Source organism: Cupriavidus sp. SZY C1, from assembly GCF_032190535.1.
Classification (GTDB): domain Bacteria; phylum Pseudomonadota; class Gammaproteobacteria; order Burkholderiales; family Burkholderiaceae; genus Cupriavidus; species Cupriavidus pauculus_C.
Genome location: NZ_JAUANU010000023.1, coordinates 1 through 23,187, shown reverse-complemented (window position 1 = coordinate 23,187; position 23,187 = coordinate 1). Strand labels below are relative to the sequence as shown.

Below are 23,187 nucleotides of genomic sequence, written 5' to 3'. Positions count from 1 at the left end.
CGTGCGGAAAGCGCGACATTCGTCCCCTATGCATCCCGGCTGCGGCGTGGCCATGCCCGCGTATCGCTGCCGCCATGTAATTCCTACGTGCAAGTCTCGCCACGTTGCCATCCTCTGTCAGCCAGAAAGGATCCAACGCAATGGAAGATTTCCGCGACATCAAGCTTTCCCGCCGCGAGTTCGTGGTGGCCGGGGCGGCATCGGTCACGGCCGCCGCCGTGCCGGCCGGCGCCGCCACGCCCCCGGCGCCCGGTGCCAGCGTGGCGCCCGGCGCGCTCAAGCCCGTGGCCGCCAACGTATCGTTCGTCGTCAACGGCCAGCCGCGCGCGCTGGCGCTGGACACCCGTACCACGCTGCTCGATGCGCTGCGCGAGCACCTGCACCTGACCGGCACCAAGAAGGGCTGCGACCACGGCCAGTGCGGCGCCTGCACGGTCATCGTGGACGGCCGGCGCATCAATTCCTGTCTGACGCTGGCCGTGATGCACGAAGGCGCCACCATCACGACCGTGGAAGGGCTGGGCCATCCGAACCGGATGCACCCGATGCAGGTGGCATTCGTCAAGCATGACGGCTACCAGTGCGGCTACTGCACGCCGGGCCAGATCTGCTCGGCCGTGGCCGTGCTCGACGAGATTCGCGCCGGCATCCCCAGCCACGTGACGCCGGACCTGAACGCCCGGCCGCAGGCGTCGCCGGGCGAGATCCGCGAGCGCATGAGTGGCAACATCTGCCGCTGCGGCGCCTATTCGAACATCCTGGACGCAATCACCGAGGTGGCGGGAGGCCAGTCATGAACCCGTTTACCTACGAACGCGCGGCCACGCCGGCCGACGCCGCCGCAGCGGCGATGAAGCACCCCGGCGCGCGCTTCATCGCCGGCGGCACCAACCTGCTGGACCTGATGAAGCTCGGCATCGAGGCGCCCACGCATCTGGTGGACGTCAACGGGCTGGCGCTGGACAAGATCGAGCCGACGCAGCAGGGCGGCCTGCGCGTGGGCGCGCTGGTGCGCAACACCGACCTTGCGGCGGACCCGCGCGTGCGGCGCGACTACGGCGTGCTGTCGCGCGCGCTACTGGCCGGTGCGTCGGGCCAGTTGCGCAACCGCGCCACCACGGCCGGCAACCTGCTGCAGCGCACGCGCTGCCCCTATTTCTACGACACGGCCCAGCCGTGCAACAAGCGCCAGCCGGGCAGCGGCTGCGGCGCCATCGGCGGCTTCAGCCGGCAACTGGCCGTGATCGGCGGCAGCGAGGCCTGCATCGCCACGCATCCGAGCGACATGGCCGTGGCCATGCGCGTGCTGGACGCCAGCGTCGAGACGGTGCGCCCGGACGGCCAGCGGCGCGTCATCCCGATTGCCGATTTCCATCGGCTGCCCGGCAACACGCCGCATATCGAAACCGTGCTGGAGCGTGGCGAGCTGATCACGGCCGTGACGCTGCCGCCGCCGGTGGGCGGCGTGCACCTCTACCGCAAGGTCCGCGACCGCGCCTCGTACGCGTTTGCGCTGGTGTCCGTGGCGGCCATCGTGCAGCGCGACGGCACCGGCCGCGTGGCGCTGGGCGGCGTGGCCCACAAGCCGTGGCGCGTGGCCGCGGCCGATGCCGAGATGCCGCACGGGCCCACGGCCGTCACGCAGCGGCTGCTGGACGGCGCCACGCCGACGGCGGAAAACGCCTACAAGATCCAACTGGTGCGGCGCACGGTGGCCGCGGTCCTGACGCAGGCCAAGGGGTGAAGCCATGAAATTCGACACACCCGCGACAACCAATCCCATCGACGCCGGCCGCGTGGTCGGCCAGGCAGTGGACCGTATCGACGGCGCCCGCAAGACCACGGGCACGGCCACCTACGCCTATGAATGGCACGACGTGGCGCCGAACCCGGCCTACGGCTACGTGGTTGGCGCCGGCATCGCCAAGGGGCGCATCCGCAAGATGCAGCTGGACGCCGCCCGCCGCGCGCCCGGCGTGCTGGCCATCGTCACGGCCCAGAACGCCGGCAAGCTCGGCAAGGCCAAGCGCAACACGGCCAGGCTGCTGGCCGGGCCCGAGATCCAGCACTACCACCAGGCCATCGCGCTGGTGGTGGCCGAGACGTTCGAGCAGGCCCGTGCCGCCGCCGCGCTGATCCGCGTCGACTACGCGGCCGAGAAAGGCCAGTTCGACCTGGAGGACGCGTGCTGCTTTTCCGCCAAGCCGAAGAAGGATTCGAAGCCCGATACCGAGGTCGGCGACTTCGAAGGCGCCTTCGCGGCCGCGCCGGTGCAGCTCGACGCGCGCTACACGACGCCGGACCAGTCGCACTGCATGATGGAACCGCATGCGTCGATGGCCGCGTGGTCGGGCGACAAGGTGACGATCTGGACCGCCAACCAGATGGTGGCCTGGGCGCACGAGGACATGGCGACCACGCTTGGCATCCCGAAGGAAAAGATCCGCATCGTCTCGCCGTTCATCGGCGGCGGCTTCGGCGGCAAGCTGTTCCTGCGCGCCGAGGTGCTGCTGGCCGTGCTGGGCGCGCGCGAGGCCCGGCGGCCCGTGAAGGTGGCGCTGACGCGGCCGCTGATGGCCAACAACACCACGCACCGGCCGGCCACGATCCAGCGCATCCGCATCGGCGCCACGCGCGATGGCAAGATCACGGCCATCGGCCACGAAAGCTGGTCGGGCGACCTGCAGGGCGGCCAGCCGGAGACGGCCGTGATGCAGACGCGCCTGCTCTATGCGGGCGCCAACCGCATGACCACGATGCGGCTGGCGACGCTGGACCTGCCCGAGGGCAACGCCATGCGCGCGCCGGGCGAGGCGCCGGGGCTGATGGCGCTGGAAATCGCCATCGACGAGATGGCCGAGAAGCTGGGCATGGACCCGGTGCAGTTCCGCATCCTCAATGACACCCAGGTGGACCCGGAGAAGCCCGAGCGGCCGTTCTCGCAGCGCCGTTTCGTGGAATGCCTGCGGCTGGGGGCCGAGCATTTCGGCTGGAACCGGCGCAACCCGAAGCCGGGGTCGATGCGCGAGGGCCAGTGGCTGATCGGCATGGGCGTGGCGTCGGCGTTCCGCAACAACCTGCTGACGAAGTCCGGCGCGCGCGTGGCCATCGACGCGGGCGGCGCCGTGGTCGTGGAAACTGACATGACCGACATCGGCACGGGCAGCTACACGATCATCGCGCAGACCGCCGCCGAGATGATGGGCGTGCAGCTGGACCGCGTGGTGGTGCGGCTCGGCGATTCGAACTTTCCGGAGTCGTGCGGCTCGGGCGGGCAGTGGGGCGGCAACAACGCCACGGCGGGCGTCTACGCGGCCTGCATGAAGCTGCGCCAGACGCTGGCCGAACGCGCCGGGCTGGACGCCGCGCACGCGGTGTTCGAGGGCGGCCAGATCCGGGCGGGCGGACGCAGCGTGCCCCTGGCGCAGTTCGCGGGCGCGTCGGCCGAGGACATCATCGAGTACGGGGACCTGGACAAGAAGTACCAGCAGTCAACGTTCGGCGGCCACTTCGTGGAGGTGGCCGTGGACCTGGCCACCGCCGAGGTGCGCGTGCAGCGCATGCTGGCCGTCTGCGCGGCGGGCCGCATCCTGAACCCCAAGTCGGCCCGCAGCCAGGTGATCGGCGCGATGACGATGGGCGTGGGCGCGGCGCTGATGGAGGCGCTGCACGTCGACAAGCGCGTGGGCTTCTTCGCTAACCACGACCTGGCCAGCTACGAAGTGCCCGTGCACGCCGACATCCCGCACCAGGAAGTCATCTTCCTGGACGAGACCGACCCGATCTCGTCGCCGATGAAGGCCAAGGGCGTGGGCGAACTGGGCATCTGCGGCGTAGCCGCCGCCGTGGCCAACGCGGTGTACCACGCTACCGGGGTCAGGGTGAGGAATTATCCGGTCACGCTGGACAAGATGCTGGCGTCGATGCCGGTGGTGGGGTAGGGGGGATTTGGCGCGGGGGTCTTCTCCCCTCTCCCGCGCGCGGGAGAGGGGCTGGGGGTGAGGGCAGGCGGTTCAAATTGAGACAGGTCGCAGCTTGCACCTCAACGCCCTCACCCCCGACCCCTCTCCCGCAAGCGGGAGAGGGGAGACAACCGGCGGCAATGAAGTAGCGCAGTCGAACACCCCCTACCGCCCCAGCCGCTCCAGCAATCCCTTCAACACCCGCTGTTCCTCCGCCGACAGGCCGCCCGCGATCCGGGCGTCGTGCGCGCAGACCGCATCGGTGACCTCCCGCAGCGTCTTTTGCCCCGCATCCGTCAGCACCAGGCCGAACGCGCGCCGGTCGGTCGGGGAGGGCACGCGCTCGACCAGGCCCATTGCCTCCAGCGCGTCGACGAGCAGCACCGCGCCGGAGCGGGCGATGCCCAGGATCGTGGCCAGGTCGGTCAGTTTCAGGTTGGCGTTGCGCGCGATGATCTGCAGCGCGGAGAAGCGGGGCGGCGTGATGTTCCACGGGGCCAGCGCGGCCACGAAGTCCTCGTAGACGCGGATCTGCGCGCGGCGGATCGCGTATCCGATCAGCGAATCGAGCACCCCGTAGTCGACATTGGGCAGATGGGGGTCGAAGTGCCCGCCGTTGGGGTCGGGCGCCAGCGCCTCGCGTGGCTTGCGGGACGGCGCCATGCTCACCTGACCATGAAGTAGCGCAGCACCACCCGGTCCGGGTAGCGCGCGCCCGAGGCCACGAACAGGTGCTGCATCAGCCAGCGATAGCGCGGCGCGGCGGTCTCGAAGCGGGGCGCGGTGCGGAAGTAGATCTCGGCCGGGTCCACCTGTTCGCCGCGGTTGAGCCGGGCGATGACCGCCGCGCTGCCGCTGCGCACGCCGGCGTTGACGATGTAGATGCGCGCGCCGTCGTCGGTTTCCAGCACATACCGGGCCTCGATGTCGGCCGTGGTCACGTCGTCGCCGCCCGGGTGCCGGATCAACTGGAAGTCCGCGCCGCCCGGCAGGATGTGGCCGTTCAGGCGCGGGCCGCGCACCGTGCCCGACAGGATCGGGATCACGCGGCGCTGGCCCAGCGGCGTGACGCCCACCTCGGTGGGCGGCGCCACCTGCAGGTCGAAGTCGGCCACGTGTTCCAGCGTGGGCTGGGCGATGCCGGCGCTCATTTCAGGAGCTTCCAGTTGCCGTTGTCGATGGTCAGCAGCACCCGCCCGCGCTGGTCAAAGCCGAAGTGGTCCTGCGCCGTGTAGTTCAGCACGCCGTGCGACACGACGATGTCGCGCTCGGACTCCAGCGCGTCCTTGAGCGCCTTGCGGAATTCCGGCGTGCCCGGCTTGGCCTTCTTCAGCGCCACCGGCACGATCCGCTGCAGCACCAGCCCCGCGTCATACGGATGCGCGCCGAACTGCGTGCGGCTCTCGGGGCCGTACTGTTTCTCGTAGCGGGTCACGTAGTCCATGCCCGGCTTCTTGGCGGCGCTGGTGGCGGGAAGCTGCTCGGCCACGATCACCGGGCCGGCGGGCAGGATGGCGCCGTTGACGGCCTTGCCGCCGATGCGGATCAGGTCGCGCGTGGCGGCGCCGTGGGTCTGGTAGACCGGGCCCGTATAGCCGCGCTCGCGCAGCGTGGTATGCGGCAGCGCCGCGCCCGTGCCCGCGCCGGCAATCAGCACGGCATCCGCGCGCGCGGCAATCAGCTTCAGCGTCTGGGCCGTGACGCTGGTGTCGGAGCGCGCATAGCGCTCGGCGGCCACGATCTTGATGCCGTTGGCCTGCGCGGCGGTGGTGAATTCCTTGAGCCAGGTTTCGCCGTAGGCATCGGCAAAGCCGATGAACGCCACGGTCTTCACGCCGTTGGCCTTGGCGGCGCCGGCCACGGCCTCGGCCATCAGCTTCACGGGCTGCGCCAGCCGGTACGTCCACGCGCCGCGGCCGGGCTTGAGTTCGATCGGCGAGAACGCCAGCTGCACGGTCTGGCTTTCGTCGGCCACTTCGGAGATGGCGATCGACGGCGCCACGGCCGACGAGCCCAGGATGATGTCGACCTTGTCCTCGGTGACAAAGCGCCGCGCGATCTTGGTGCCCTGCGTGGGGTCCGAGCCATCGTCCATGACGATGTAGTGGATCTTCTCGCCCGCAATGGTCTCCGGCAGGAACGGCATGGTGTTCTTCTGCGGGATGCCCAGCGACGCGGACGGCCCGGTGGAGGCGATGCTGACGCCGACGGTCACGTCGGCCCGCGCCGTGGCGCTCAGCAGCATCAGCGCGGCGGCCGCCATGGCGGCGCGTGGGATCAGGATTTGGGGCATGTTTTGGTCTTCCTTGTTATCTGGATGCCTGCGGCTGGCTGGCCTGCAACTGCTGCTGCCCAAAGCCGGCCAGTGTCTTGTAGCGCTGGGCAATCGCCTCGCGTTCGCGCAGCGGAATCACGGTGTCGATATCGCTGAAGCCCTGCGGCGCGCGTTCCTCGGCCAGCTGCATCACCTGCTCGGGGCCGTTCATGCGGTTGCGCAGCACGATACCGGCCGTGCGCGGCAGGCGTTCCGCCTCGTACTCGCGCAGCGCGTAGTCGGGGTCGCGCTCGGCCAGCAGGCAGTCGGTCAGGTAGCGCGCGTCCACGATGGCCTGCGCGCTGCCGTTGGAGCCGATGGGGTACATCGGATGTGCGGCGTCGCCCAGCAGCGTCACGCGGCCGAACGTCCAGCGCGGCAGCGGGTCCTTGTCGACCATCGGGAACTCGTAGATGGCTTCGGCGCCGTCGATCAGCGCCGGGATGTCGATCCAGTCCCAGCGCCAGCCGGCAAAGGCATCGCGGAAGACTGACTTGTCGACCTGGCGGTTCCAGTCGCTGCGCGGCGGCGTGTCGGGGTAGTCGTCGGGCACCTTCAGCTCGGCGATCCAGTTGATGCGCGAGCGGCCCTGCGCGCGCAGCGGCTCGGAGATCGGATAGGCCACGAACTTCTGGTCCTGGAAGCCGGCCATGAACATCGAGCGGCCGTCGAGGTAGGGCGCCGCGTCGGTGGTGGCGCGCCACAGCAGGCGGCGCGAGAAGCGCGGGGCGTCGCCGGTCGGATAGAAATGCCGGCGCACGGCCGAGTGAATGCCGTCAGCGCCCACCAGCACGTCGGCCTGGGCCGCGACCAGCGCCTGGTCATGGCGCCGGCGCAGCGTGAAGCGCGCCGGCTCGCCCTGGCCGCCGGTGTGTTCGATCGACTCCAGCGCATGGCCCGTGTGCAGCCGGTCGGCGCCAAGCCGTTGCCGCGCGGTCTCGTACAGCAGCATGTGGAATTCGCCGCGATGGACCGAGAACTGCGGCCAGTCGTAGCCGGCCGCGCGGCCGCGGGGCTCGTGCCAGATGCGCTGGCCGAACTTGTTGTAGTAGGACAGTGACGATGTCTGGATGCCGATGCGGGCCAGGTCGGCCTCTAGCCCCAGCGCGCAGAGTTCGCGCACGGCATGGGGCAGCAGGTTGATGCCGACGCCGAGCGGGCGCAGCGATTCGCTCGCTTCCCACACCTCCACGTCGAGCCCGTGGCGATGGCAGAGCAGCGCGAGCGTCAGCCCGCCGATGCCACCGCCGGCGATTGCGATCTTCATGAGTCTCCTGGCACCGCCGTGTTCTGTGATTGTTCTACTGTATAACTAATCGGCCGCGCCGCCAGCTAGCGGTTTCCCTGAGCGGTCAGCCGGCCAGCGGGGCGTCGACGATGCGCGCGGGTCGTGGACAACGTGGCGGCGGCCACCCGCCTTGAATTTGCGCACGCATGCCCCATCTGCGGTCTGCTTGTTTTCACTTCGCCCCGCCCTCCGCATGTACAAGAAAGGCACTTCCGTCGAGATCCAGTTTCCCCCGCAACGCCTGAACGACGCCGCCGGCGATCCGTACTGGGTGGACCTGACGACCGACGAGGCGCAGGCGCTGCTCGCGCGCCTGCAACAGCATCTGGCCCAGCCGGGTGACCCCACGGCCGCGCCGCTGGTGTTCAGCCTGGAAGGCCCGCCGGTCATCCACGCAAAGAAGGACGCTGCGGCGCAGGCGCCTGTCGCACCCCCGGCCGACGATTTCAGGCAGTGGGTCTGCATCATCTGCGGCTGGATCTACGACGAGGCGGCCGGCCTGCCCGAGGACGGCATCGCGCCCGGCACGCGCTGGGAAGATATTCCGGACGACTGGCGTTGCCCCGAATGCGACGTCGGCAAGGAAGACTTTGCGATGGTGGCGTTCTAAGGCCGGCGCTCAGCGCTCCGCCGGCGGGACGTCGGCTACCCGCGCCGCGAATGCGGCATGCGCGGCCGCGTCGACCGGGCGGTGCTTGACGGTGGCCGACGGTGGATACTTGGCCACGGTATTGCCGTTCTTCCAGTCGCGGGCCGGACGCACCGGGCGCGGGGCAAAGCCGCCGCCGCAGTTGGGGCAGACGTTGCCGAGCACGCCATCGACACAGTCCGCGCAGAACGTGCATTCGAAGCTGCAGATGCGCGCCTGCGTGGATGCGGGTGGCAGGGCGACGTTGCAGTGTTCGCAGGTGGGGCGCAGCTCAAGCACGGCGTTCTCCTTGGGTCGTGATGGTTCGTGCCATCATAGCCGCCAACCTGTCCCGCACGCCATGCAGGTGCATTCGCGCACGCCAGCTTTCGGCCAAGAAAAAACGCCCCGGGGCATCGCTGCCCCGGGGCGTTTCGCTTGCGGCGCGTGGCCGGTGCGGGCTTACGCCTTTACCGATTCCAGCGCGGCGTTCAGCGTCTTGCTCGGACGCATCACGGCCGACAGCTTGGCCTCGTCCGGTTTGTAGTAGCCGCCGATGTCGGCCGGCTTGCCCTGGACGTCGCCCAGTTCGCCGATGATGGTCTTCTCGTTCTCGGTCAGCGTCTTGGCCAGCGGAGCAAACGCCTTGGCCAGTTCGGCGTCGTCGGTCTGCGCGGCCAGTTCCTGGGCCCAGTACATCGCCAGGTAGAACTGGCTGCCACGGTTGTCGAGCTGGCCGGTCTTCGGCGACGGGCTCTTGGCGTTGTCCAGCAGCTTGCCGGTGGCGGCGTCCAGCGTCTTGGCCAGGATCTTGGCGCGGGCATTGCCCGACTTGATGCCCAGCTCTTCCAGCGACACGGCCAGGGCCAGGAATTCACCCAGCGAGTCCCAGCGCAGGTGGTTTTCTTCCACCAGTTGCTGCACGTGCTTCGGGGCCGAACCGCCGGCGCCGGTCTCGTACATGCCGCCGCCGGCCATCAGCGGGACGATCGACAGCATCTTGGCGCTGGTGCCCAGTTCCATGATCGGGAACAGGTCGGTCAGGTAGTCGCGCAGGATGTTGCCGGTGACCGAGATGGTGTCCAGGCCGCGGATCACGCGCTCCAGCGTGTAGCGCATGGCGCGCACCTGCGACATGATCTGGATGTCCAGGCCGTTGGTGTCGTGATCCTTCAGGTACGTTTCCACCTTCTTGATCAGCTCGGCCTCGTGCGGACGGTACGGATCAAGCCAGAAGACGGCCGGCATGCCCGAGTTGCGGGCGCGCGTCACGGCCAGCTTCACCCAGTCACGGATCGGTGCGTCCTTGACCTGGCACATGCGCCAGATGTCGCCCTGCTCGACTTGCTGCGTCAGCGCCGTCAGCACTTCGCCGGTGGCGTTGTCGACGATGCGGGCCTCGCCGTCCTCGGGAATCTCGAAGGTCTTGTCGTGCGAGCCGTATTCCTCGGCCTTCTGCGCCATCAGGCCGACGTTCGGCACCGTGCCCATCGTCACCGGGTCGAACGCGCCGTTGGTCTTGCAGAAGTTGATGATTTCCTGGTAGATCCGGGCGAACGTCGATTCCGGGATCAGACACTTGGTGTCCTTGGTGCGGCCGTCGGCGCCCCACATCTTGCCGCCGATACGGATCATGGCCGGCATCGATGCGTCGACGATCACGTCGTTCGGCGCATGCAGGTTCGAGATGCCCTTGGCCGAGTCCACCATCGCCAGTTCCGGGCGATGCTCGTGGCAGGCGTGCATGTCGCGGATGACTTCTTCCTTCTTCGACTCGGGCAGCGCCTCGATCTTGGTGTACAGGTCCACCAGGCCGTTGTTGACGTTCACGCCCAGCTCGTCGAACAGCTTCTGGTGCTTGGCGAAGGCGTCCTTGTAGAAGACCTTGACGGCGTGGCCGAACACGATGGGGTGCGACACCTTCATCATCGTCGCCTTGACGTGCAGGCTCAGCATGACGCCGGTCTTGCGCGCGTCTTCCATCTGTTCCTCGTAGAAGGCCAGCAGGGCCTTCTTGCTCATGAACATGCTGTCGATGATCTCGCCGTCCTGCAGGGCCACCTTCGGCTTGAGCACGATGGTCTTGCCGCTCTTGGTCACCAGCTCCATGCGGACTTCACGGCCCTTTTCGAGCGTGATCGACTTTTCGCCGTGGTAGAAGTCGCCGTGCTTCATGTGGGCCACGTGCGTGCGCGACGCCATGCTCCACTCGCCCATGCTGTGCGGGTGCTTGCGGGCGTAGTTCTTGACTGCGGCCGGGGCGCGGCGGTCCGAGTTGCCTTCGCGCAGCACCGGGTTCACGGCGCTGCCCAGGCACTTGGAGTAGCGCTTCTGGATGGCCTTTTCCTCGTCGGTCTTGGGATCTTCGGGGTAGTCGGGGATGCGATAGCCTTTCGACTGCAGTTCCTTGATCGCGCTGACGAGCTGGAACACCGACGCGCTGATGTTCGGCAGCTTGATGATGTTGGTGTCGGGATCCTGCGTGAGCTTGCCCAGTTCGGCCAGGTTGTCCGGCACGCGCTGCTCTTCGGTCAGGAATTCGGGGAATTCGCCCAGGATACGGCCGGCCACCGAGATGTCGCTGGTTACCACGTTCACGCCGGCGGGCTTGGTGAACGTGCGGATGATGGGCAGGAAGGCACTGGTGGCCAGCAGCGGAGCTTCGTCGGTTAGGGTGTAGATGATGGTGGGCTGCTGGTTGCTCATCGCTGATCTCGCATCAAATTCGGGGTTGGAAAATGCCCCGCCCGGGTCGCGGTCCGAGGCAAGACTCGAATTTTGCCTGATTTTGCATGGCGGAGGGGCCATCCTTCATGTGAAATTTGTGTGCTGCATACACCGGCATCCAACGCCCGTTTGCGCAACGTTGTGTCAATGTCTGTCTTCGGCGCTCAAAATCATCAATCTAGGATAGATTCTGGCGCATGCAAAATTGACGATTCTTATGTCTTATAGAAGAGTTCGACTGCGTTGCTCGGGTATCCCGGCATGTGAAGTGCGCAAAAACGCACTTTGAGGCGTTGGCGTCAGGTGTGGAAGGCGCCGGCGTCGCGCGCGCCCGGGGCGGGCGTGGCGCTGCGCTCGAAGTCCGCAATGATCTGCGCGCCGAACAGCAGCAGCGTGGCGGCGATCTCCAGGCTCAGCAACACCACGATGGCCGTGGTCAGCGAGCCATAGACCCGCCCCACCTGGGACAGCGTAGAGAAATACCAGACCAGCACATGGCGCGAGATTTCCCAGAGCACGGCCGCAAAGATCGCGCCGACCAGCGCATGGCGCACCGACAGCCGGCCCACCGGCATGACCAAGTAGATCGACGTCAGCAGCAGGATCTCGCCGATGAATCCCAGCAGGTAGAGCAGCGTGCCGGACAGGCGGTCGAGCGACCAGTCGTGGCCCAGCACCTCCAGGTGCCGCTCGCCGATGGTCTGCAGGCCGCCGGCCACCACGGTCACAATCAGCAGGCCGACACTGAGCACAAGGATGTAGCAGTAGGGCAGGATGGCCGACACCAGGAAGTGCCGCCGCCGGATGGCCACGCGATGGACGAAGATCACCGACATCGCGTTTTCCAGCACCGTGAACGCCAGCGAGCTGAAGAAGATCATCGTGATGGCCAGCACCCAGCCAATCACGCCGCGATTGTTCAGAAAGCGCGCCAGTTCGGTGACCAGCGCGTGGGACTGCCCGGGCAGCAGCCATTCCAGGTAGCGCTCCAGCGTTTCCAGCAGCTCCACGGGGTCTGCGATATGGGACAGCCCGATCAGCATCAGGATCAGCAGCGGCACGATCGACAGCAGCGCGTAGTACGCCACCGCGCCGGCCAGCAGCAGGCCCTGGTTGGCGCGGAAGTGGACCAGCGCATCGAGCAGGAAGCGGGCCGGGTGCTGGAGCACCTGCCGCAGGCGGGCGTCGAGAAGTTGCATGTTCGAAAGCTTGCGGCCCGGGCCCGGCGCCCCGTCACCGCGCGCTGTACGGGAACCGGGTTTGCGCGGCCATCCGCGACAGGTGATCGTGCAGGTGGGCCAGTTCGGCGGACAGTTGCAGGGTCAGGAATGCATGGGAGCTTTGGCCGATGGTCGGGTCGTCGGGGTGCGGTGTCGGCAGCGCGGCGTGCTGGCGTACCAGCGCGATGTCGGCGGCCTCCAGCGCCGCCGCCATCTCCAGCAGCAGGTCGCGGATGTAGCGCTCGTTGCCGTCCGCCTCGCTGGCGTCGGGATCGATGGCGGCCAGCATTTCCAGCGCGCTGATGCTGACGCGGGCGCTGTGCTGCACTTCCTCCAGGTCGGCGGCGGGCACGCTGGTCTCCTTGGCGACCGAGGGAATCAGGCTGCGCATCTGCACCAGCAGGTTGGACAGCTTCATCATGTCCTGCTGCCGCGCCTTCTCGTCGCGCTCGCCGCGCTCGATCTTGGCGTGCACCGCCGCGCAGCCGCGCAGCAGCGCGGCCAGCTTGAAGCGCCACGAATACGACGCATACGCCGGGAACGCGAACGAGAACACCAGCGCGATGGCGGTGCCGATCAGCACGTCCACGGTCCGCCACAGCGCGTCGTAGACATTCTGCTCGCCGTGCCCGGCCGTGATGACCACGGTCACGGCCGCCAGCAGCGCGATATAGCCGCCCTTGCCGACCGCGTGATACGCGCAGTAGCCGCAGATCACGGCCATCAGCCCCCACGTCAGCATCGGAATGCCGAAGTAGGTTTCCTGGATGATCAGGAACAGGCCGATCAGCGCGCCGATCACGGTGCCGGCGCCGCGCTCCGCCGCCCGCCGGCGGATGTTGCCGTGGTGCTGCAGCCCGCCGATCACGACCAGCACGGTGATGGTGGCCCATTCGCCGTGCGGGACGTCGATGCCGGTGGTCAGCGCAATCGACACCAGCAGGGCCAGCGCCACGCGCGTGGCGTGGAAGATGCGGGCCTGCCGGAATCGTCGGTCGGGGTCGAACAGCGCGCTGGTTGTTTTTCGCAGGGCCTCGATCATGGCGGCGATCACCGTGCGGAGATCTGAACGCTTCGAGTGTATAGAGCGGGGCCCATGTTCCGCAATGTTTACATTTGGCGGAAGCGGTGGCCGGGCCAGGCCCGGCGGCGTCGGTTCGAGGCTCACGGCTGCTGCACGCCGCGGCCGTCAGGAAGGATCTTTGGTGCGCGTGCGCGACACGGCCGACATGATGCCGATGCCCAGCACGATCACGCAGGCGATGCCGATATAGACCTGGGAGATGCCGGCGACGGAAAGACCCCAGGCGATACCGCCCACGAGCACCAGGAGTCCGATCACATAGAGCAGGAATGACATGGCGTTACCTCCGGACATTGTTTTTGACTACCGGACGTCACTCCGCCGTGCTTGCCGGCAACGGCGGGTGGCTACATGTCAATGTAGGGAGGATGTTTGCCGCGCGCGATCAGACGCGCGCCGAGCCTGTCGTAGGCAGGTTCTGACGCGCCACGCGCGCCAGCCGGCAGGGCGGGGGGCGCTCAGCCGGCCGCCAGGCTCACGCCGCCGCCGGCGGCCTGGGCCTTGCCGTCGCGGCCGTACATTTCGTTGGGCACCATGCCGCCCTGGCGCAGCACCTGGATGGCTTCCTGGGTGAAGTCCAGATGGGCGTTGACGATGGCGCCGTTGAGCGTGTTGGCGTCCCTGGCCTTGTGGGCGAAGAACACGACCTTGCGCCAGGCCTCGGCCACGGCCGGATCCACCGGGCGGCCCACCAGCAGGCCGCCGGCGCCGGCGCGCAGGCCCAGCGCAATCATCTGCGCCTCGCGCGTGGCGCTGGCGCGTGTCAGCGCCTGGGCCAGTTCCATCTTCGTGTTGAGCAGGTCGCTCAGCGCCTGGAAATCCTGCCGCCGGATGGCGTCGCGTTCTTCCGCAAGGGCGCGGCCGAAAGCGGCAATGGCGTTGGCTTCTACCGAAAGGGACTGGATCAGGGCTGCTTGGCTCATGTCAGGTTCAGGATTGGGTGCCGCCCTGGCTCAGCTCGTGCAGAGACGCGAGCAGGCCATCGGCGATCTTGCTGGGATCGATCTTGATCCGGCCTTCCGCAATGGCCTGACGGACTTCCGCCACCTTGGCGGCGTCGATGTCGCCGTCGCTGTCCTGCAGCAGGCGCGCACCGATATCGCGAACCTGGGCAGCCAGCGGGCTGACACGCACGCCGGTCAGGGCGGAAGGATCCGTCAACGAGGCGCCGTTGGCTGCCTGGCGGGCGTTGCCTTCGGTGGCCGTGGCGTCGGCGGGCCGGGACGGAGTGGAGTTGTTGATCTTCACGGTGAAATCCTTGCTGGGTTCGTCTGGTTTATCGACCGGCGCGCCAGAAACTTTAGGCCGTATCGCGCGGATCCGGGTCGACTTCCCGAAACGGGCAGCCGGCATTCTCGCACGGCCTGCCGCGCAGCGGTGACGGCCACCCCGACTGTTGCCCCGCAGGGATTCCAGCCCGTGTGACGACTAACTTCCACGACTTCCATACGGACGCAGAAAGTGCCGTCCGCACATCTTTTTGAAGCGATTTACTGCAGCACCACGGTGTCGCCGCTGCGCACCAGCCCGCTGACGACCTGGCCGTTGCGCAGCCGTACCTGCACCGGGTTGCCGGTGGCGGCGTCGGTCAGCACCTTGCCTTCGCTGCTCAGCTGGAACGAATCGCCCTCGACGGTCACGTTGACGGTCTGGCCGGACTTGACCGCGATGGGCCGCTTGATCAGGTCCGTGCGCATCGGCGATCCGGCCGCGACGCGGTTGGCGACGACCGAGCCGTCCACCTGCGACGGATCCGTCACCACGGCGCGCGGCAACTGGCCCAGGTCGCCCTGGCGCAGCTCCAGGTCGGCCGCGGTGATGGACTCGCCCGGCGCCATGGCGCGGGCGGCCACGTAGTAGTTCGTCAGCACGGCCACGCGGGCCTGCATGTAGCGCGTCCAGGGCCGCTCGCCGCCGCACCGCACGCCCACGTTGACGCGGCCATAGGGCGCGGCGCCGGCGGGCAGGAACGGCTCGGGATTCACGCATTCGGGCGCGCGGCCGCCGGACGGCGGCACCACCTGCACGCTGACCTTGCCGGGCAGTCCCATGGACTGGCGCAGCAGGAACTGCTCGACGGCCACGCGCGCGGGATCGTCGTTGGCAAACGGATTCTGTGCGGCCTGTACCGGCGCCGCGCCCGGAGGCGCGACCGGCGAGACCTGGGCGGGCGCGGCCATGGCGGGCGCGGTCAGCGCAATGCCGGCCAGCGCCAGCCAGGCGGCGGCCTGGCGGTGGAGAGTCATAGAGGGCATCCCAGCAAGGACGGTCAATCAGTGGAGCCCATTGTAGGCAGCCTCGCGCGGAAGACCGAACCGGAAATGCGCGGATTTCTCCTGCCTATTCGCACGATTGGCGTGACAACCCGGCCCCTAAGATGGCAACCCTGAAGAAGCCCGGCCGGCGGTGTGCGACAGGTATACCCAAGGTCTACGGCAGCTCTCTCCCCGAAATGAAGCCATTGCAGGAAAGGCAGACATCATGGACAGACTCGATGCGGCGTTCCGCTTCCAGCAGGAAGCACTGAGCCTGCGGACCCAGCGGCAATCGGTGATTGCCTCGAACATCGCCCACGCGGACACGCCGGGCTACAAGGCGCGCGACTTCGATTTCGCCAGCACGCTGGCCCAGTCGGTGGAGCGCGGCAACCAGCAGCGCGACGGCGTGTCGCTGTCCACCACGTCCGCCCGCCACCTGCCGGCCCAGGCGCCCGCCATGAGCAACAGCGACCGCGACCTGCAGTACCGCATTCCGCTGCAGTCCAGCGTCGACGGCAACACGGTCGAGATGGACACCGAGCGCGTGGCGTTTGCCGACAACACGGTGCACTACGAGGCCGGGCTGACGGTGATGAGCAGCAAGATCCGGACGATGCTGTCCGCGATCCAGAACTGATCGGGGGGCAGGCACACATGGGCAGCATGAACATTTTCGACGTGGCCGGATCGGCCATGGCCGCGCAGTCGCAGCGCATGAACGTCACGGCGTCGAACCTGGCCAACGCCGACAGCGCCGTGGCGCCGAACGGCCAGCCGTACCGCGCCAAGCAGGTGATCTTCGAGATGGCGCCCACGCCCGGCCAGACCGACGTGGGCGGCGTGCAGGTGGCCGGCGTGATGGAAGACTCCGCGCCGCCGCGCATGATCCACAACCCCACGCATCCGCTGGCCGACGCCAACGGCTACGTGACGATGCCAAACGTGAACCCGGTGGAAGAGATGGTCAACATGATCTCCGCGTCGCGTTCGTACCAGGCCAACGTGGAGGTGCTCAACACCGCCAAGAACATGATGCTGAAGACGCTGACCATCGGTCAGTGACGGCAGCCTCCCCAACGCAACCTCTTACCGGATTCACCGAACCACCATGGCAACTTCGAACGTAGGCAGCAGCACCTCCAACGCCGCCGTGAACCAGGCCCTGCAAAGCGGCAGCGCCAACGCGGCCGACCTGCAGAGCAACTTCCTGACGATGCTGGTCACGCAGATGAACAACCAGGATCCGCTCAACCCGATGGACAACGCGCAGCTCACCTCGCAGCTCGCGCAGATCAGCACCGTGAGCGGCCTGCAGACCATGAACGAGACCATGACGCAGTTGCTGACGCAGACCGCTGCCAGCCGCGCGATGGATTCCGCCGCACTGATCGGCAAGACCGTCATGGTGCCGGGATCGGCCGTGACCGTGGATGGCGGCGTGGCCGGCAAGATCGGCGTGGACGTGCCGTCGACGGCCGACAGCGTGACCGTGCAGGTGCTGGACAAGAGCGGCAACGTGGTACGCACGATCGACATGAAGGGCCAGACCGCCGGCGTGCACGACATCGCCTGGGACGGCAAGAACGACCAGGGCGGCGCGGTGCCCGACGGCGAATACAGCTTCAAGGTGGCCGCCACGGCCGACGGCAAGGACATCAAGCCGATCTCGCTGGTCTACGGCAAGGTGCAGTCCATCAGCGGCGACAGCAGCGGCGTGCTGGTGGAACTGGGCGACGGCAAGAAGGCCAACGTCGACGACGTGCGCCGCATCTCCTGATCCGCCCACCGCAGCAGCGAATACATCCAACACTAACGCATCACCCGGTCCGGGCATACGCGCGGGCATTTCACGAACGACAGCCTACTTAGGGGAAACATCATGGGTTTTGGTCAAGGGGTAAGCGGCCTCAACGCCGCGGCGTCCAACCTGGACGTGATCGGTAACAACATCGCCAACGCCAACACGGTTGGCTTCAAGCAATCCACCGCGCAGTTCGCGGACGTGTACGCCGGTTCCAAGATCGGCCTGGGCACGCGCGTGAACGCCGTGGTGCAGTCGTTCACGAACGGCAACATCTCGACGTCGGGCCGCTACCTGGACGTGGCCATCAGCAACGGCAACGGCTTCTTCCGGCTGACCAACCCCGACGGCCAGGTCTTCTACTCGCGCAACGGCCAGCTCAACCGCCTGGACGACGGCCGCCTGGTGAACGCCACCGGCCTGCAGGTGACGGGCTACCCCGCTGGCGCCACCGCCGGTGGCGTGGCACCGCAGCCGATCACCATCAGCAACGCGCAGATGCCGCCGAAGGCCACCACCAACATCGACGCCCAGTTCCAGCTCGATTCGCGCAGCGCCGTGCCGACCAGCGCGTTCGCCAGCACGCCGGCCGCCAAGCCCGATTCGACGATGTTCAGCTACAGCACGGCCATGACCGTGTACGACTCGCTGGGCAACAAGCAGCAGCTGACCGCTTACTTCGGCCGCTCGGTCGTGGCCGGCCCGCCGGTTGCCCCGGCCCCGACCAACGCGTTCGGCGGCAATGACTGGTCGATGAACGTGACCGATTCCGCAGGCAACGTGCTGCAGACCGTGACGATGTCGTTCGACGCCGACGGCAAGCTGCGTGCCCCGGCTGCCGGCGCCATGCCCAACATCACGCTGCCGGCATCGAACGGTGCCGCCGCGCTGACCGCCCAGCTCAACCTGACCGGCACCACGCAGTTCGGCGCCGACAACGACCCGAAGAAGATCGTGCAGAACGGCTACACGTCGGGCGCGCTGGTGGGCTTCTCGGTGCAGGAAGACGGCACGATCCTGGGTTCGTACTCGAACGAGCAGACCATGTCGCTGGGCCAGATTGCGATGGCGTCGTTCGGCAACGTCGAGGGCCTGAAGCCCGAAGGCGACAACGTGTGGTCCGCCACCGGTGCGTCGGGCCAGGAACTGCTGGGCGTGGCCGGCGGCGCGATGGGTACGCTGAAGTCCAACGCCGTGGAAGAGTCGAACGTCGACCTGTCCGGCCAGCTTGTGAACCTGATCGTCGCGCAGCGCAACTACCAGGCCAACGCGCAGACCATCAAGGCGCAGGACACCGTCCTGCAGACCCTGGTGAACATCTGACCGCCGCGACTAGCCGGAAACCTCCGCCATGGACCGCATGATCTACACCGCCCTGTCGGGCGCCAAGCAGATACTCGACCAGCAGGCCGCGGTATCGAACAACCTGGCCAACGCCTCCACGCCGGCGTTCAAGGCGCAGGTGAACCTGTACCGCGCCGTGCCGGTGCAGGGCCAGGAGACGCAGACGCGCGCGTTCACGCTCGCGTCCACGCCCGGCGCCGACATGAAGGCCGGACCGCTGACCTACACCGGCCGCGACCTCGACGTGGCGCTGCAGGGCAACGGCTGGCTGGCGGTGCAGATGCCCGACGGCTCCGAGGCCTACACCCGCGCCGGCGCGCTGCAGGTGTCGGCCGACGGCCAGCTCCAGACGTCGTCCGGGCGTCCGGTGCTGGGCGACGGCGGCCCCATCGCGGTGCCGCCGGGCTCCACCGTGTCGATCGGCACGGACGGCAGCGTGGTGGCGCGCGGCCCGGGCGAGGCCGCCAACGGCCTGGCCCAGGTGGGCAAGCTGCGCGTGGTCACGCCGCCGCCCGAAGGGCTGGCCCGTGGCGACGACGGCTACTTCCGGCTGCGCCCCGGCGTGGACGCGCTCCAGCAGGACCCTAACGTGCGCGTGATTTCCGGCGCGATCGAGGGCAGCAACGTCAACCCGGTCGAGGCCATGGTGGACATGATCGCCAACGCCCGCCGCTTCGAGATGCAGATGAAGATGATCTCGGGCGCGGACTCCAACGACCAGCGGGCCAACGCGCTGCTGTCGAACAACTGATGACGCGCGCGGTACCGATCGCACGCACAACGAACTTCCGAACCAGGACAACTCCATGATTCGCTCCCTCTGGATCGCCAAGACCGGCCTCGATGCGCAGCAGACGCAGATGGACGTGATTTCGAACAACCTGGCCAACGTGTCGACCACGGGCTTCAAGCGCAGCCGCGCGGTGTTCGAGGAACTGATGTACCAGACGATCCGCCAGCCCGGCGCGCTGTCGTCGGACCAGACCGTGCTGCCGTCGGGCATGCAGCTTGGTACCGGCGTGCGCCCCGTGGCCACGGAACGGATCCACACGCAGGGCAACCCCACGCAGACCGGCAACTCGCGCGACGTGGCCATCATCGGCCAGGGCTTCTTCCAGGTGACGATGCCCGACGGCACCACGTCGTACACGCGCGACGGCTCGTTCCAGGTGGACCCGAACGGCCAGCTGGTGACGTCCAGCGGCTTCGTGCTGAACCCGGCCATCACGCTGCCGGCCAACTACACGTCGGTGAACGTTGCCCGTGACGGCACGGTGACGGTGATGCAGCCGGGCTCGACCAACGCGGCCACCGTGGGCCAGATCCAGCTTGCCACGTTCCCGAACCCGGCCGGCCTGGAAAGCCTGGGCGAGAACCTGTACGTGCAGACCGACGCCTCGGGCGCGCCGAACACCACGGTGCCGGGCCTGAACGGCGCGGGCACGCTGCAGAACAACTACGTCGAGGCGTCCAACGTCAACGTGGTGGAGGAACTGGTCAGCATGATCCAGACGCAGCGCGCGTACGAGATCAACAGCAAGGCGGTGCAGACGTCGGACCAGATGCTCCAGCGCCTGAGCCAAATGGGTTAAGAACGGGAATGATCATGGCCGCCACGCAGTATCGCATCGGTGCAATCGTCACGTACGCCATCGTCGGCCTGGCCGCGCTGGCCAGTGGCGGCTGCGCGATGATGCCCAAGGAGCCGCTGGTGCAGATGCCCACCACCGCACGCGCCGAGCCGCGCGCGATGGGCCCTGCCACGGGTTCCATCTACGCATCCTCGTACGCGGGCAACCCGCTGTTCGAGGATCGGCGGCCGCGTAACGTTGGCGACATCCTCACGATCGTGATCAGCGAGAACGTCAACGCCAGCAAGAATTCCGCCACCAACGCCAACCGCACCGGCAGCACCACGCTGGCGTTCAACGCGGTGCCGCGTGCCCTGGGCGGCCTGTTCGGCACGAGCCAGAACGCCGACGCCAACGGATCCAATTCGCTGAAGGCCGGCGGGGGCGCCAGCGCCGCCAACACCTTCAACGGCACGATCACGGTCACGGTGCTCGAAGTGCTGCCCAACGGCAACCTCGTGGTGTCCGGAGAGAAGCAGATGGCCATCAACCAGGGCGCGGAATTCATCCGCTTCTCCGGGGTGGTCAATCCCCGCACGATTACCGGCGACAACGCCGTGCCGTCCACGCAGGTGGCGGATGCGCGCATCGAGTACACCGCCAAGGGGTACATCGACGAGGCGCAGAACATGGGCTGGCTGCAGCGCTTCTTCCTCAATGTCTTACCGTTCTGATCCCGCCATGTTTCTGCCTCCGATGCCTCTCCACAAGCCAGGCTCGTTTTTTGGCACCCCGCCCGGCCGACATTCCCGCTCAGGCCGCGCGGTCTCTTCTGCCAGCGTGCTGCGTGTGCTCTGCCTGGTCCTGCTGCTGCTGCTGGGCGCGGGCGCCGCGCACGCGGAGCGCCTGAAGAACCTGGCCACGTTCCAGGGCGTGCGCGACAACCCGCTGGTTGGCTACGGCCTGGTCGTGGGGCTGGACAACACCGGCGACCAGACGATGCAGACGCCGTTCACCACGCAGAGCTTGAGCAACATGCTGTCGCAGCTTGGCATCACGCTGCCGGCCGGCAAGAACATGCAGCTCAAGAACGTGGCGGCCGTGATGGTCACCGCCACGCTGCCGGCCTACGCCCAGCCGGGCAGCCAGCTCGACGTGGTGGTGTCGTCGATGGGTAACGCCAAGAGCCTGCGCGGCGGCACGCTGCTGATGACGCCGCTCAAGGGCGCCGACGGCAACGTGTACGCCATCGCGCAGGGCAACATGCTGGTGGGCGGCGCCGGGGCGTCGGCCAACGGCAGCAAGGTCCAGATCAACCAGCTGGCCGTCGGGCGCATCGCCAATGGCGCGATCGTCGAACGTGCCGTGCCGTCGTTCCAGCCGGACGGCGGCTTCATGAACCTCGAACTCAAGGACACCGACTTCGGCACCGCCGAACGCGTGGTCGACGCGATCAACCGCAACCTTGGCCCCGGCACCGCCGCCGCCATGGACGGCCGCGTGGTGCAGGTGCGCACGCCGCAGACCCCGGCCGCGCGCGTGGGCTTCATGGCCCGCATCGAGAATCTTGACGTCACGCCGGCGCGCGCCGCGGCCAAGGTCATCCTGAACGCCCGCACCGGTTCCATCGTGATGAACCAGGCGGTGACGGTGGAAGACTGCGCCATCGCGCACGGCAACCTGTCGGTGGTCATCAACACCCAGCCGGTGATCAGCCAGCCGGCGCCGTTCAGCCAGGGCCAGACCGTGGTGGCGCCGGTGTCGCAGATCGACCTGAAGCGCGACGGTGGCTCGCTGCAGATCGTCAAGGCGGGCGCGTCGCTGGCGGCCGTGGTCAAGGGCCTGAACGCGCTGGGCGCCACGCCGGCCGACCTGCAGACCATCCTGGAAGCCATGCGGGCCGCTGGCGCGCTGCGCGCCGAACTGGAGATCATCTGATGGCGGCGGGCAACACGCTGGGCGCGCAGGCCGACGTCTCGCAGCGCTTCGCCCTGGATACGCAGGGGTTCGAGGCGCTCAAGAGCCAGGCCCGCGCTGGCAACAATTCGAACACGCTGCAGGCCGCCGCCAAGCAGTTCGAGGCGGTGTTCACGCAGATGGTGCTCAAGAGCATGCGCGACGCCACGCCGTCCGATGGCCTGTTCGACAACGAGCAGACCAAGCTCTACATGTCGATGATGGACCAGCAGTTGTCGCAGCAGTTGTCGTCGCGCGGCATCGGGCTTGCCGACGTGATGATCCGCCAGCTTGCGCGTGCCACCGGCACGCAACTGCCGCCGACGATGGGCGGCGCGGGCGGCATCACCGGCGCCAGCGCGCGCGACGCCCAGCTGGCCCAGCTGCTGGACAGCCGCGGCGCCACCGACGCCGACGGCCCGCCGCCCGTGGGCACCACGCTGCCCGGCGCGGCATGGAATCCCACCGCCGGCCTGCGCCAGTACCAGAGCCAGGCCGACTGGCAGGGCAACGGCCAGACGCAACTGGGCCAGTTGCCGGACGATTCGCCCGAACACATCAGCAACTTCGTCAACCGCCTGGCCGAGCCGGCCATGGCGGCCTCGCGCGCCTCCGGCGTGCCGGCCAAGCTGATCGTCGGCCAGGCCGCGCTGGAATCGGGCTGGGGCCGCCGCGAGATCCGCAATGCCGATGGCACCAGCAGCTTCAACGTGTTCGGCATCAAGGCCGGCGCCAACTGGAAGGGCCCGACCACCGAGATCCTGACGACCGAATACGTCGACGGCCAGCCGCAGAAGGTGCGCGCGAAATTCCGCGCCTACGGGTCGTACGAGGAAGCGTGCCACGACTACGCCAGGCTGATCAGCAACAACCCGCGCTACGCCGGCGTGGTGAGCGCCGCCAACGCCGAGGAAGCGGCCCACGGCCTGCAGCGGGCCGGGTATGCCACCGATCCGGCCACCACCTTGTTCTTCTGCCTGGCGACGTCGAGCACGGCCAGCGCCGGCGCGGACGCGGCCACGTCCAGGATGGCG

General features: G+C 67.9%; 25 protein-coding genes. 13 read left to right on the top strand and 12 right to left on the bottom strand.

Features of this window, described 5'->3' with window-relative positions:
• The first annotated feature begins 140 nt into the window (after window positions 1-140).
• The 3 genes from paoA to paoC are packed head-to-tail and all read left to right on the top strand — an operon-like array spanning window position 141 to window position 3,941.
• Window positions 141-797: an aldehyde dehydrogenase iron-sulfur subunit PaoA gene (gene paoA / locus QTN24_RS24245; RefSeq protein ID WP_313840149.1), complete on the top strand. Its 657-nt coding sequence runs from the start codon at window positions 141-143 to the stop codon at window positions 795-797.
• Window positions 794-1,744 carry a xanthine dehydrogenase family protein subunit M gene (locus QTN24_RS24240; RefSeq protein ID WP_313840148.1) on the top strand — a complete coding sequence of 317 codons (951 nt, stop codon included), beginning with the start codon at window positions 794-796 and terminating at the stop codon, window positions 1,742-1,744. The genes paoA and QTN24_RS24240 overlap by 4 nt, the downstream gene beginning before the upstream one ends.
• Before the next feature lie 4 nt (window positions 1,745-1,748).
• A complete protein-coding gene (gene paoC / locus QTN24_RS24235) occupies window positions 1,749-3,941 on the top strand; it encodes an aldehyde oxidoreductase molybdenum-binding subunit PaoC (RefSeq protein ID WP_313840147.1) in 2,193 nt (730 codons plus the stop codon).
• A 186-nt stretch (window positions 3,942-4,127) separates the two neighbouring features.
• On the opposite strand, the gene QTN24_RS24230 is transcribed toward paoC, so the two are convergent.
• Genes QTN24_RS24230 through QTN24_RS24215 form a run of 4 tightly spaced genes read right to left on the bottom strand, consistent with a single transcriptional unit; the run spans window position 4,128 to window position 7,543 of the window.
• Window positions 4,128-4,625 (bottom strand): MarR family transcriptional regulator, encoded by a 498-nt coding sequence (locus tag QTN24_RS24230; protein ID WP_313840146.1) that lies wholly within the window; start codon window positions 4,623-4,625, stop codon window positions 4,128-4,130.
• 2 nt (window positions 4,626-4,627) lie between these two features.
• Complete coding sequence (locus QTN24_RS24225; RefSeq protein WP_124685975.1) at window positions 4,628-5,113, bottom strand: DUF3237 domain-containing protein; 486 nt, start codon at window positions 5,111-5,113, stop codon at window positions 4,628-4,630.
• Complete coding sequence (locus tag QTN24_RS24220; protein ID WP_313840145.1) at window positions 5,110-6,255, bottom strand: ABC transporter substrate-binding protein; 1,146 nt, start codon at window positions 6,253-6,255, stop codon at window positions 5,110-5,112. The genes QTN24_RS24225 and QTN24_RS24220 overlap by 4 nt, the downstream gene beginning before the upstream one ends.
• 16 nt (window positions 6,256-6,271) lie before the next feature.
• A complete protein-coding gene (locus tag QTN24_RS24215; protein WP_313840144.1) occupies window positions 6,272-7,543 on the bottom strand; it encodes a flavin-dependent oxidoreductase in 1,272 nt (423 codons plus the stop codon).
• A gap of 214 nt (window positions 7,544-7,757) precedes the next feature.
• Between QTN24_RS24215 and QTN24_RS24210 the strand changes: the two genes are divergently transcribed.
• Complete coding sequence (locus QTN24_RS24210) at window positions 7,758-8,174, top strand: rubredoxin (RefSeq protein ID WP_313840143.1); 417 nt, start codon at window positions 7,758-7,760, stop codon at window positions 8,172-8,174.
• 9 nt (window positions 8,175-8,183) lie between these two features.
• On the opposite strand, the gene QTN24_RS24205 is transcribed toward QTN24_RS24210, so the two are convergent.
• From QTN24_RS24205 to flgA, 8 genes are all read right to left on the bottom strand, one after another.
• On the bottom strand, window positions 8,184-8,492 hold the full coding sequence (locus tag QTN24_RS24205) for a DUF1272 domain-containing protein (protein ID WP_124685979.1): 309 nt from the start codon (window positions 8,490-8,492) through the stop codon (window positions 8,184-8,186).
• A gap of 162 nt (window positions 8,493-8,654) precedes the next feature.
• Window positions 8,655-10,898: an NADP-dependent isocitrate dehydrogenase gene (locus tag QTN24_RS24200; RefSeq protein WP_124685980.1), complete on the bottom strand. Its 2,244-nt coding sequence runs from the start codon at window positions 10,896-10,898 to the stop codon at window positions 8,655-8,657.
• Window positions 10,899-11,218: 320 nt separating this feature from the next.
• Window positions 11,219-12,118 (bottom strand): YihY/virulence factor BrkB family protein, encoded by a 900-nt coding sequence (locus QTN24_RS24195; RefSeq protein ID WP_124685981.1) that lies wholly within the window; start codon window positions 12,116-12,118, stop codon window positions 11,219-11,221.
• A 34-nt stretch (window positions 12,119-12,152) separates the two neighbouring features.
• A complete protein-coding gene (locus QTN24_RS24190; RefSeq protein WP_124685982.1) occupies window positions 12,153-13,181 on the bottom strand; it encodes an FUSC family protein in 1,029 nt (342 codons plus the stop codon).
• A gap of 147 nt (window positions 13,182-13,328) precedes the next feature.
• A complete protein-coding gene (locus QTN24_RS24185; RefSeq protein ID WP_172966160.1) occupies window positions 13,329-13,499 on the bottom strand; it encodes a hypothetical protein in 171 nt (56 codons plus the stop codon).
• Between the two features lie 182 nt (window positions 13,500-13,681).
• The gene (locus tag QTN24_RS24180; protein ID WP_124685983.1) at window positions 13,682-14,146 is read right to left on the bottom strand and encodes a flagellar protein FlgN; all 465 of its coding nucleotides are present in this window, start codon (window positions 14,144-14,146) and stop codon (window positions 13,682-13,684) included.
• 7 nt (window positions 14,147-14,153) lie between these two features.
• Entirely contained in the window at window positions 14,154-14,471 is a 318-nt protein-coding gene (gene flgM, locus QTN24_RS24175; RefSeq protein WP_313840142.1) for a flagellar biosynthesis anti-sigma factor FlgM, read from the bottom strand.
• A 242-nt stretch (window positions 14,472-14,713) separates the two neighbouring features.
• The gene (flgA, locus tag QTN24_RS24170; protein WP_313840141.1) at window positions 14,714-15,469 is read right to left on the bottom strand and encodes a flagellar basal body P-ring formation chaperone FlgA; all 756 of its coding nucleotides are present in this window, start codon (window positions 15,467-15,469) and stop codon (window positions 14,714-14,716) included.
• 232 nt (window positions 15,470-15,701) lie between these two features.
• On the opposite strand from flgA, the gene flgB reads away from it, so the two are divergent.
• The 9 genes from flgB to flgJ form a co-directional block, all read left to right on the top strand.
• Complete coding sequence (flgB, locus tag QTN24_RS24165; RefSeq protein ID WP_124686744.1) at window positions 15,702-16,118, top strand: flagellar basal body rod protein FlgB; 417 nt, start codon at window positions 15,702-15,704, stop codon at window positions 16,116-16,118.
• Window positions 16,119-16,135: 17 nt separating this feature from the next.
• Window positions 16,136-16,543, top strand: coding sequence for a flagellar basal body rod protein FlgC (gene flgC / locus QTN24_RS24160; RefSeq protein ID WP_124685986.1), 408 nt, complete (start codon window positions 16,136-16,138; stop codon window positions 16,541-16,543).
• A gap of 46 nt (window positions 16,544-16,589) precedes the next feature.
• Window positions 16,590-17,258 carry a flagellar hook assembly protein FlgD gene (flgD, locus tag QTN24_RS24155; protein ID WP_124685987.1) on the top strand — a complete coding sequence of 223 codons (669 nt, stop codon included), beginning with the start codon at window positions 16,590-16,592 and terminating at the stop codon, window positions 17,256-17,258.
• Between the two features lie 102 nt (window positions 17,259-17,360).
• Window positions 17,361-18,605: a flagellar hook protein FlgE gene (flgE, locus tag QTN24_RS24150; RefSeq protein WP_124685988.1), complete on the top strand. Its 1,245-nt coding sequence runs from the start codon at window positions 17,361-17,363 to the stop codon at window positions 18,603-18,605.
• 28 nt (window positions 18,606-18,633) lie between these two features.
• Window positions 18,634-19,377, top strand: a complete 744-nt coding sequence (gene flgF / locus QTN24_RS24145; protein ID WP_313840140.1) for a flagellar basal-body rod protein FlgF — start codon at window positions 18,634-18,636, stop codon at window positions 19,375-19,377.
• Window positions 19,378-19,432: 55 nt separating this feature from the next.
• Window positions 19,433-20,218, top strand: coding sequence for a flagellar basal-body rod protein FlgG (flgG, locus tag QTN24_RS24140; RefSeq protein ID WP_124685990.1), 786 nt, complete (start codon window positions 19,433-19,435; stop codon window positions 20,216-20,218).
• An 8-nt stretch (window positions 20,219-20,226) separates the two neighbouring features.
• Window positions 20,227-20,931 carry a flagellar basal body L-ring protein FlgH gene (flgH, locus tag QTN24_RS24135; protein WP_124685991.1) on the top strand — a complete coding sequence of 235 codons (705 nt, stop codon included), beginning with the start codon at window positions 20,227-20,229 and terminating at the stop codon, window positions 20,929-20,931.
• Window positions 20,932-20,938: 7 nt separating this feature from the next.
• Entirely contained in the window at window positions 20,939-22,135 is a 1,197-nt protein-coding gene (locus QTN24_RS24130; protein ID WP_124685992.1) for a flagellar basal body P-ring protein FlgI, read from the top strand.
• Window positions 22,135-23,187 (top strand): flagellar assembly peptidoglycan hydrolase FlgJ (gene flgJ / locus QTN24_RS24125; RefSeq protein WP_313840139.1); only part of this gene is annotated, 1,053 nt, incomplete at its 3' end. The genes QTN24_RS24130 and flgJ, both read left to right, overlap by 1 nt.

Coding starts and splice junctions, on each gene's coding strand:
- paoA (WP_313840149.1), top strand. CDS start 141: ATGGAAGATTTCCGCGACATCAAGCTTTCCCGCCGCGAGTTCGTGGTG.
- QTN24_RS24240 (WP_313840148.1), top strand. CDS start 794: ATGAACCCGTTTACCTACGAACGCGCGGCCACGCCGGCCGACGCCGCC.
- paoC (WP_313840147.1), top strand. CDS start 1,749: ATGAAATTCGACACACCCGCGACAACCAATCCCATCGACGCCGGCCGC.
- QTN24_RS24230 (WP_313840146.1), bottom strand. CDS start 4,625: ATGGCGCCGTCCCGCAAGCCACGCGAGGCGCTGGCGCCCGACCCCAAC.
- QTN24_RS24225 (WP_124685975.1), bottom strand. CDS start 5,113: ATGAGCGCCGGCATCGCCCAGCCCACGCTGGAACACGTGGCCGACTTC.
- QTN24_RS24220 (WP_313840145.1), bottom strand. CDS start 6,255: ATGCCCCAAATCCTGATCCCACGCGCCGCCATGGCGGCCGCCGCGCTG.
- QTN24_RS24215 (WP_313840144.1), bottom strand. CDS start 7,543: ATGAAGATCGCAATCGCCGGCGGTGGCATCGGCGGGCTGACGCTCGCG.
- QTN24_RS24210 (WP_313840143.1), top strand. CDS start 7,758: ATGTACAAGAAAGGCACTTCCGTCGAGATCCAGTTTCCCCCGCAACGC.
- QTN24_RS24200 (WP_124685980.1), bottom strand. CDS start 10,898: ATGAGCAACCAGCAGCCCACCATCATCTACACCCTAACCGACGAAGCT.
- QTN24_RS24195 (WP_124685981.1), bottom strand. CDS start 12,118: ATGCAACTTCTCGACGCCCGCCTGCGGCAGGTGCTCCAGCACCCGGCC.
- QTN24_RS24190 (WP_124685982.1), bottom strand. CDS start 13,181: ATGATCGAGGCCCTGCGAAAAACAACCAGCGCGCTGTTCGACCCCGAC.
- QTN24_RS24185 (WP_172966160.1), bottom strand. CDS start 13,499: ATGTCATTCCTGCTCTATGTGATCGGACTCCTGGTGCTCGTGGGCGGT.
- QTN24_RS24180 (WP_124685983.1), bottom strand. CDS start 14,146: ATGAGCCAAGCAGCCCTGATCCAGTCCCTTTCGGTAGAAGCCAACGCC.
- flgA (WP_313840141.1), bottom strand. CDS start 15,469: ATGACTCTCCACCGCCAGGCCGCCGCCTGGCTGGCGCTGGCCGGCATT.
- flgC (WP_124685986.1), top strand. CDS start 16,136: ATGGGCAGCATGAACATTTTCGACGTGGCCGGATCGGCCATGGCCGCG.
- flgD (WP_124685987.1), top strand. CDS start 16,590: ATGGCAACTTCGAACGTAGGCAGCAGCACCTCCAACGCCGCCGTGAAC.
- flgE (WP_124685988.1), top strand. CDS start 17,361: ATGGGTTTTGGTCAAGGGGTAAGCGGCCTCAACGCCGCGGCGTCCAAC.
- flgF (WP_313840140.1), top strand. CDS start 18,634: ATGGACCGCATGATCTACACCGCCCTGTCGGGCGCCAAGCAGATACTC.
- flgG (WP_124685990.1), top strand. CDS start 19,433: ATGATTCGCTCCCTCTGGATCGCCAAGACCGGCCTCGATGCGCAGCAG.
- flgH (WP_124685991.1), top strand. CDS start 20,227: ATGATCATGGCCGCCACGCAGTATCGCATCGGTGCAATCGTCACGTAC.
- QTN24_RS24130 (WP_124685992.1), top strand. CDS start 20,939: ATGTTTCTGCCTCCGATGCCTCTCCACAAGCCAGGCTCGTTTTTTGGC.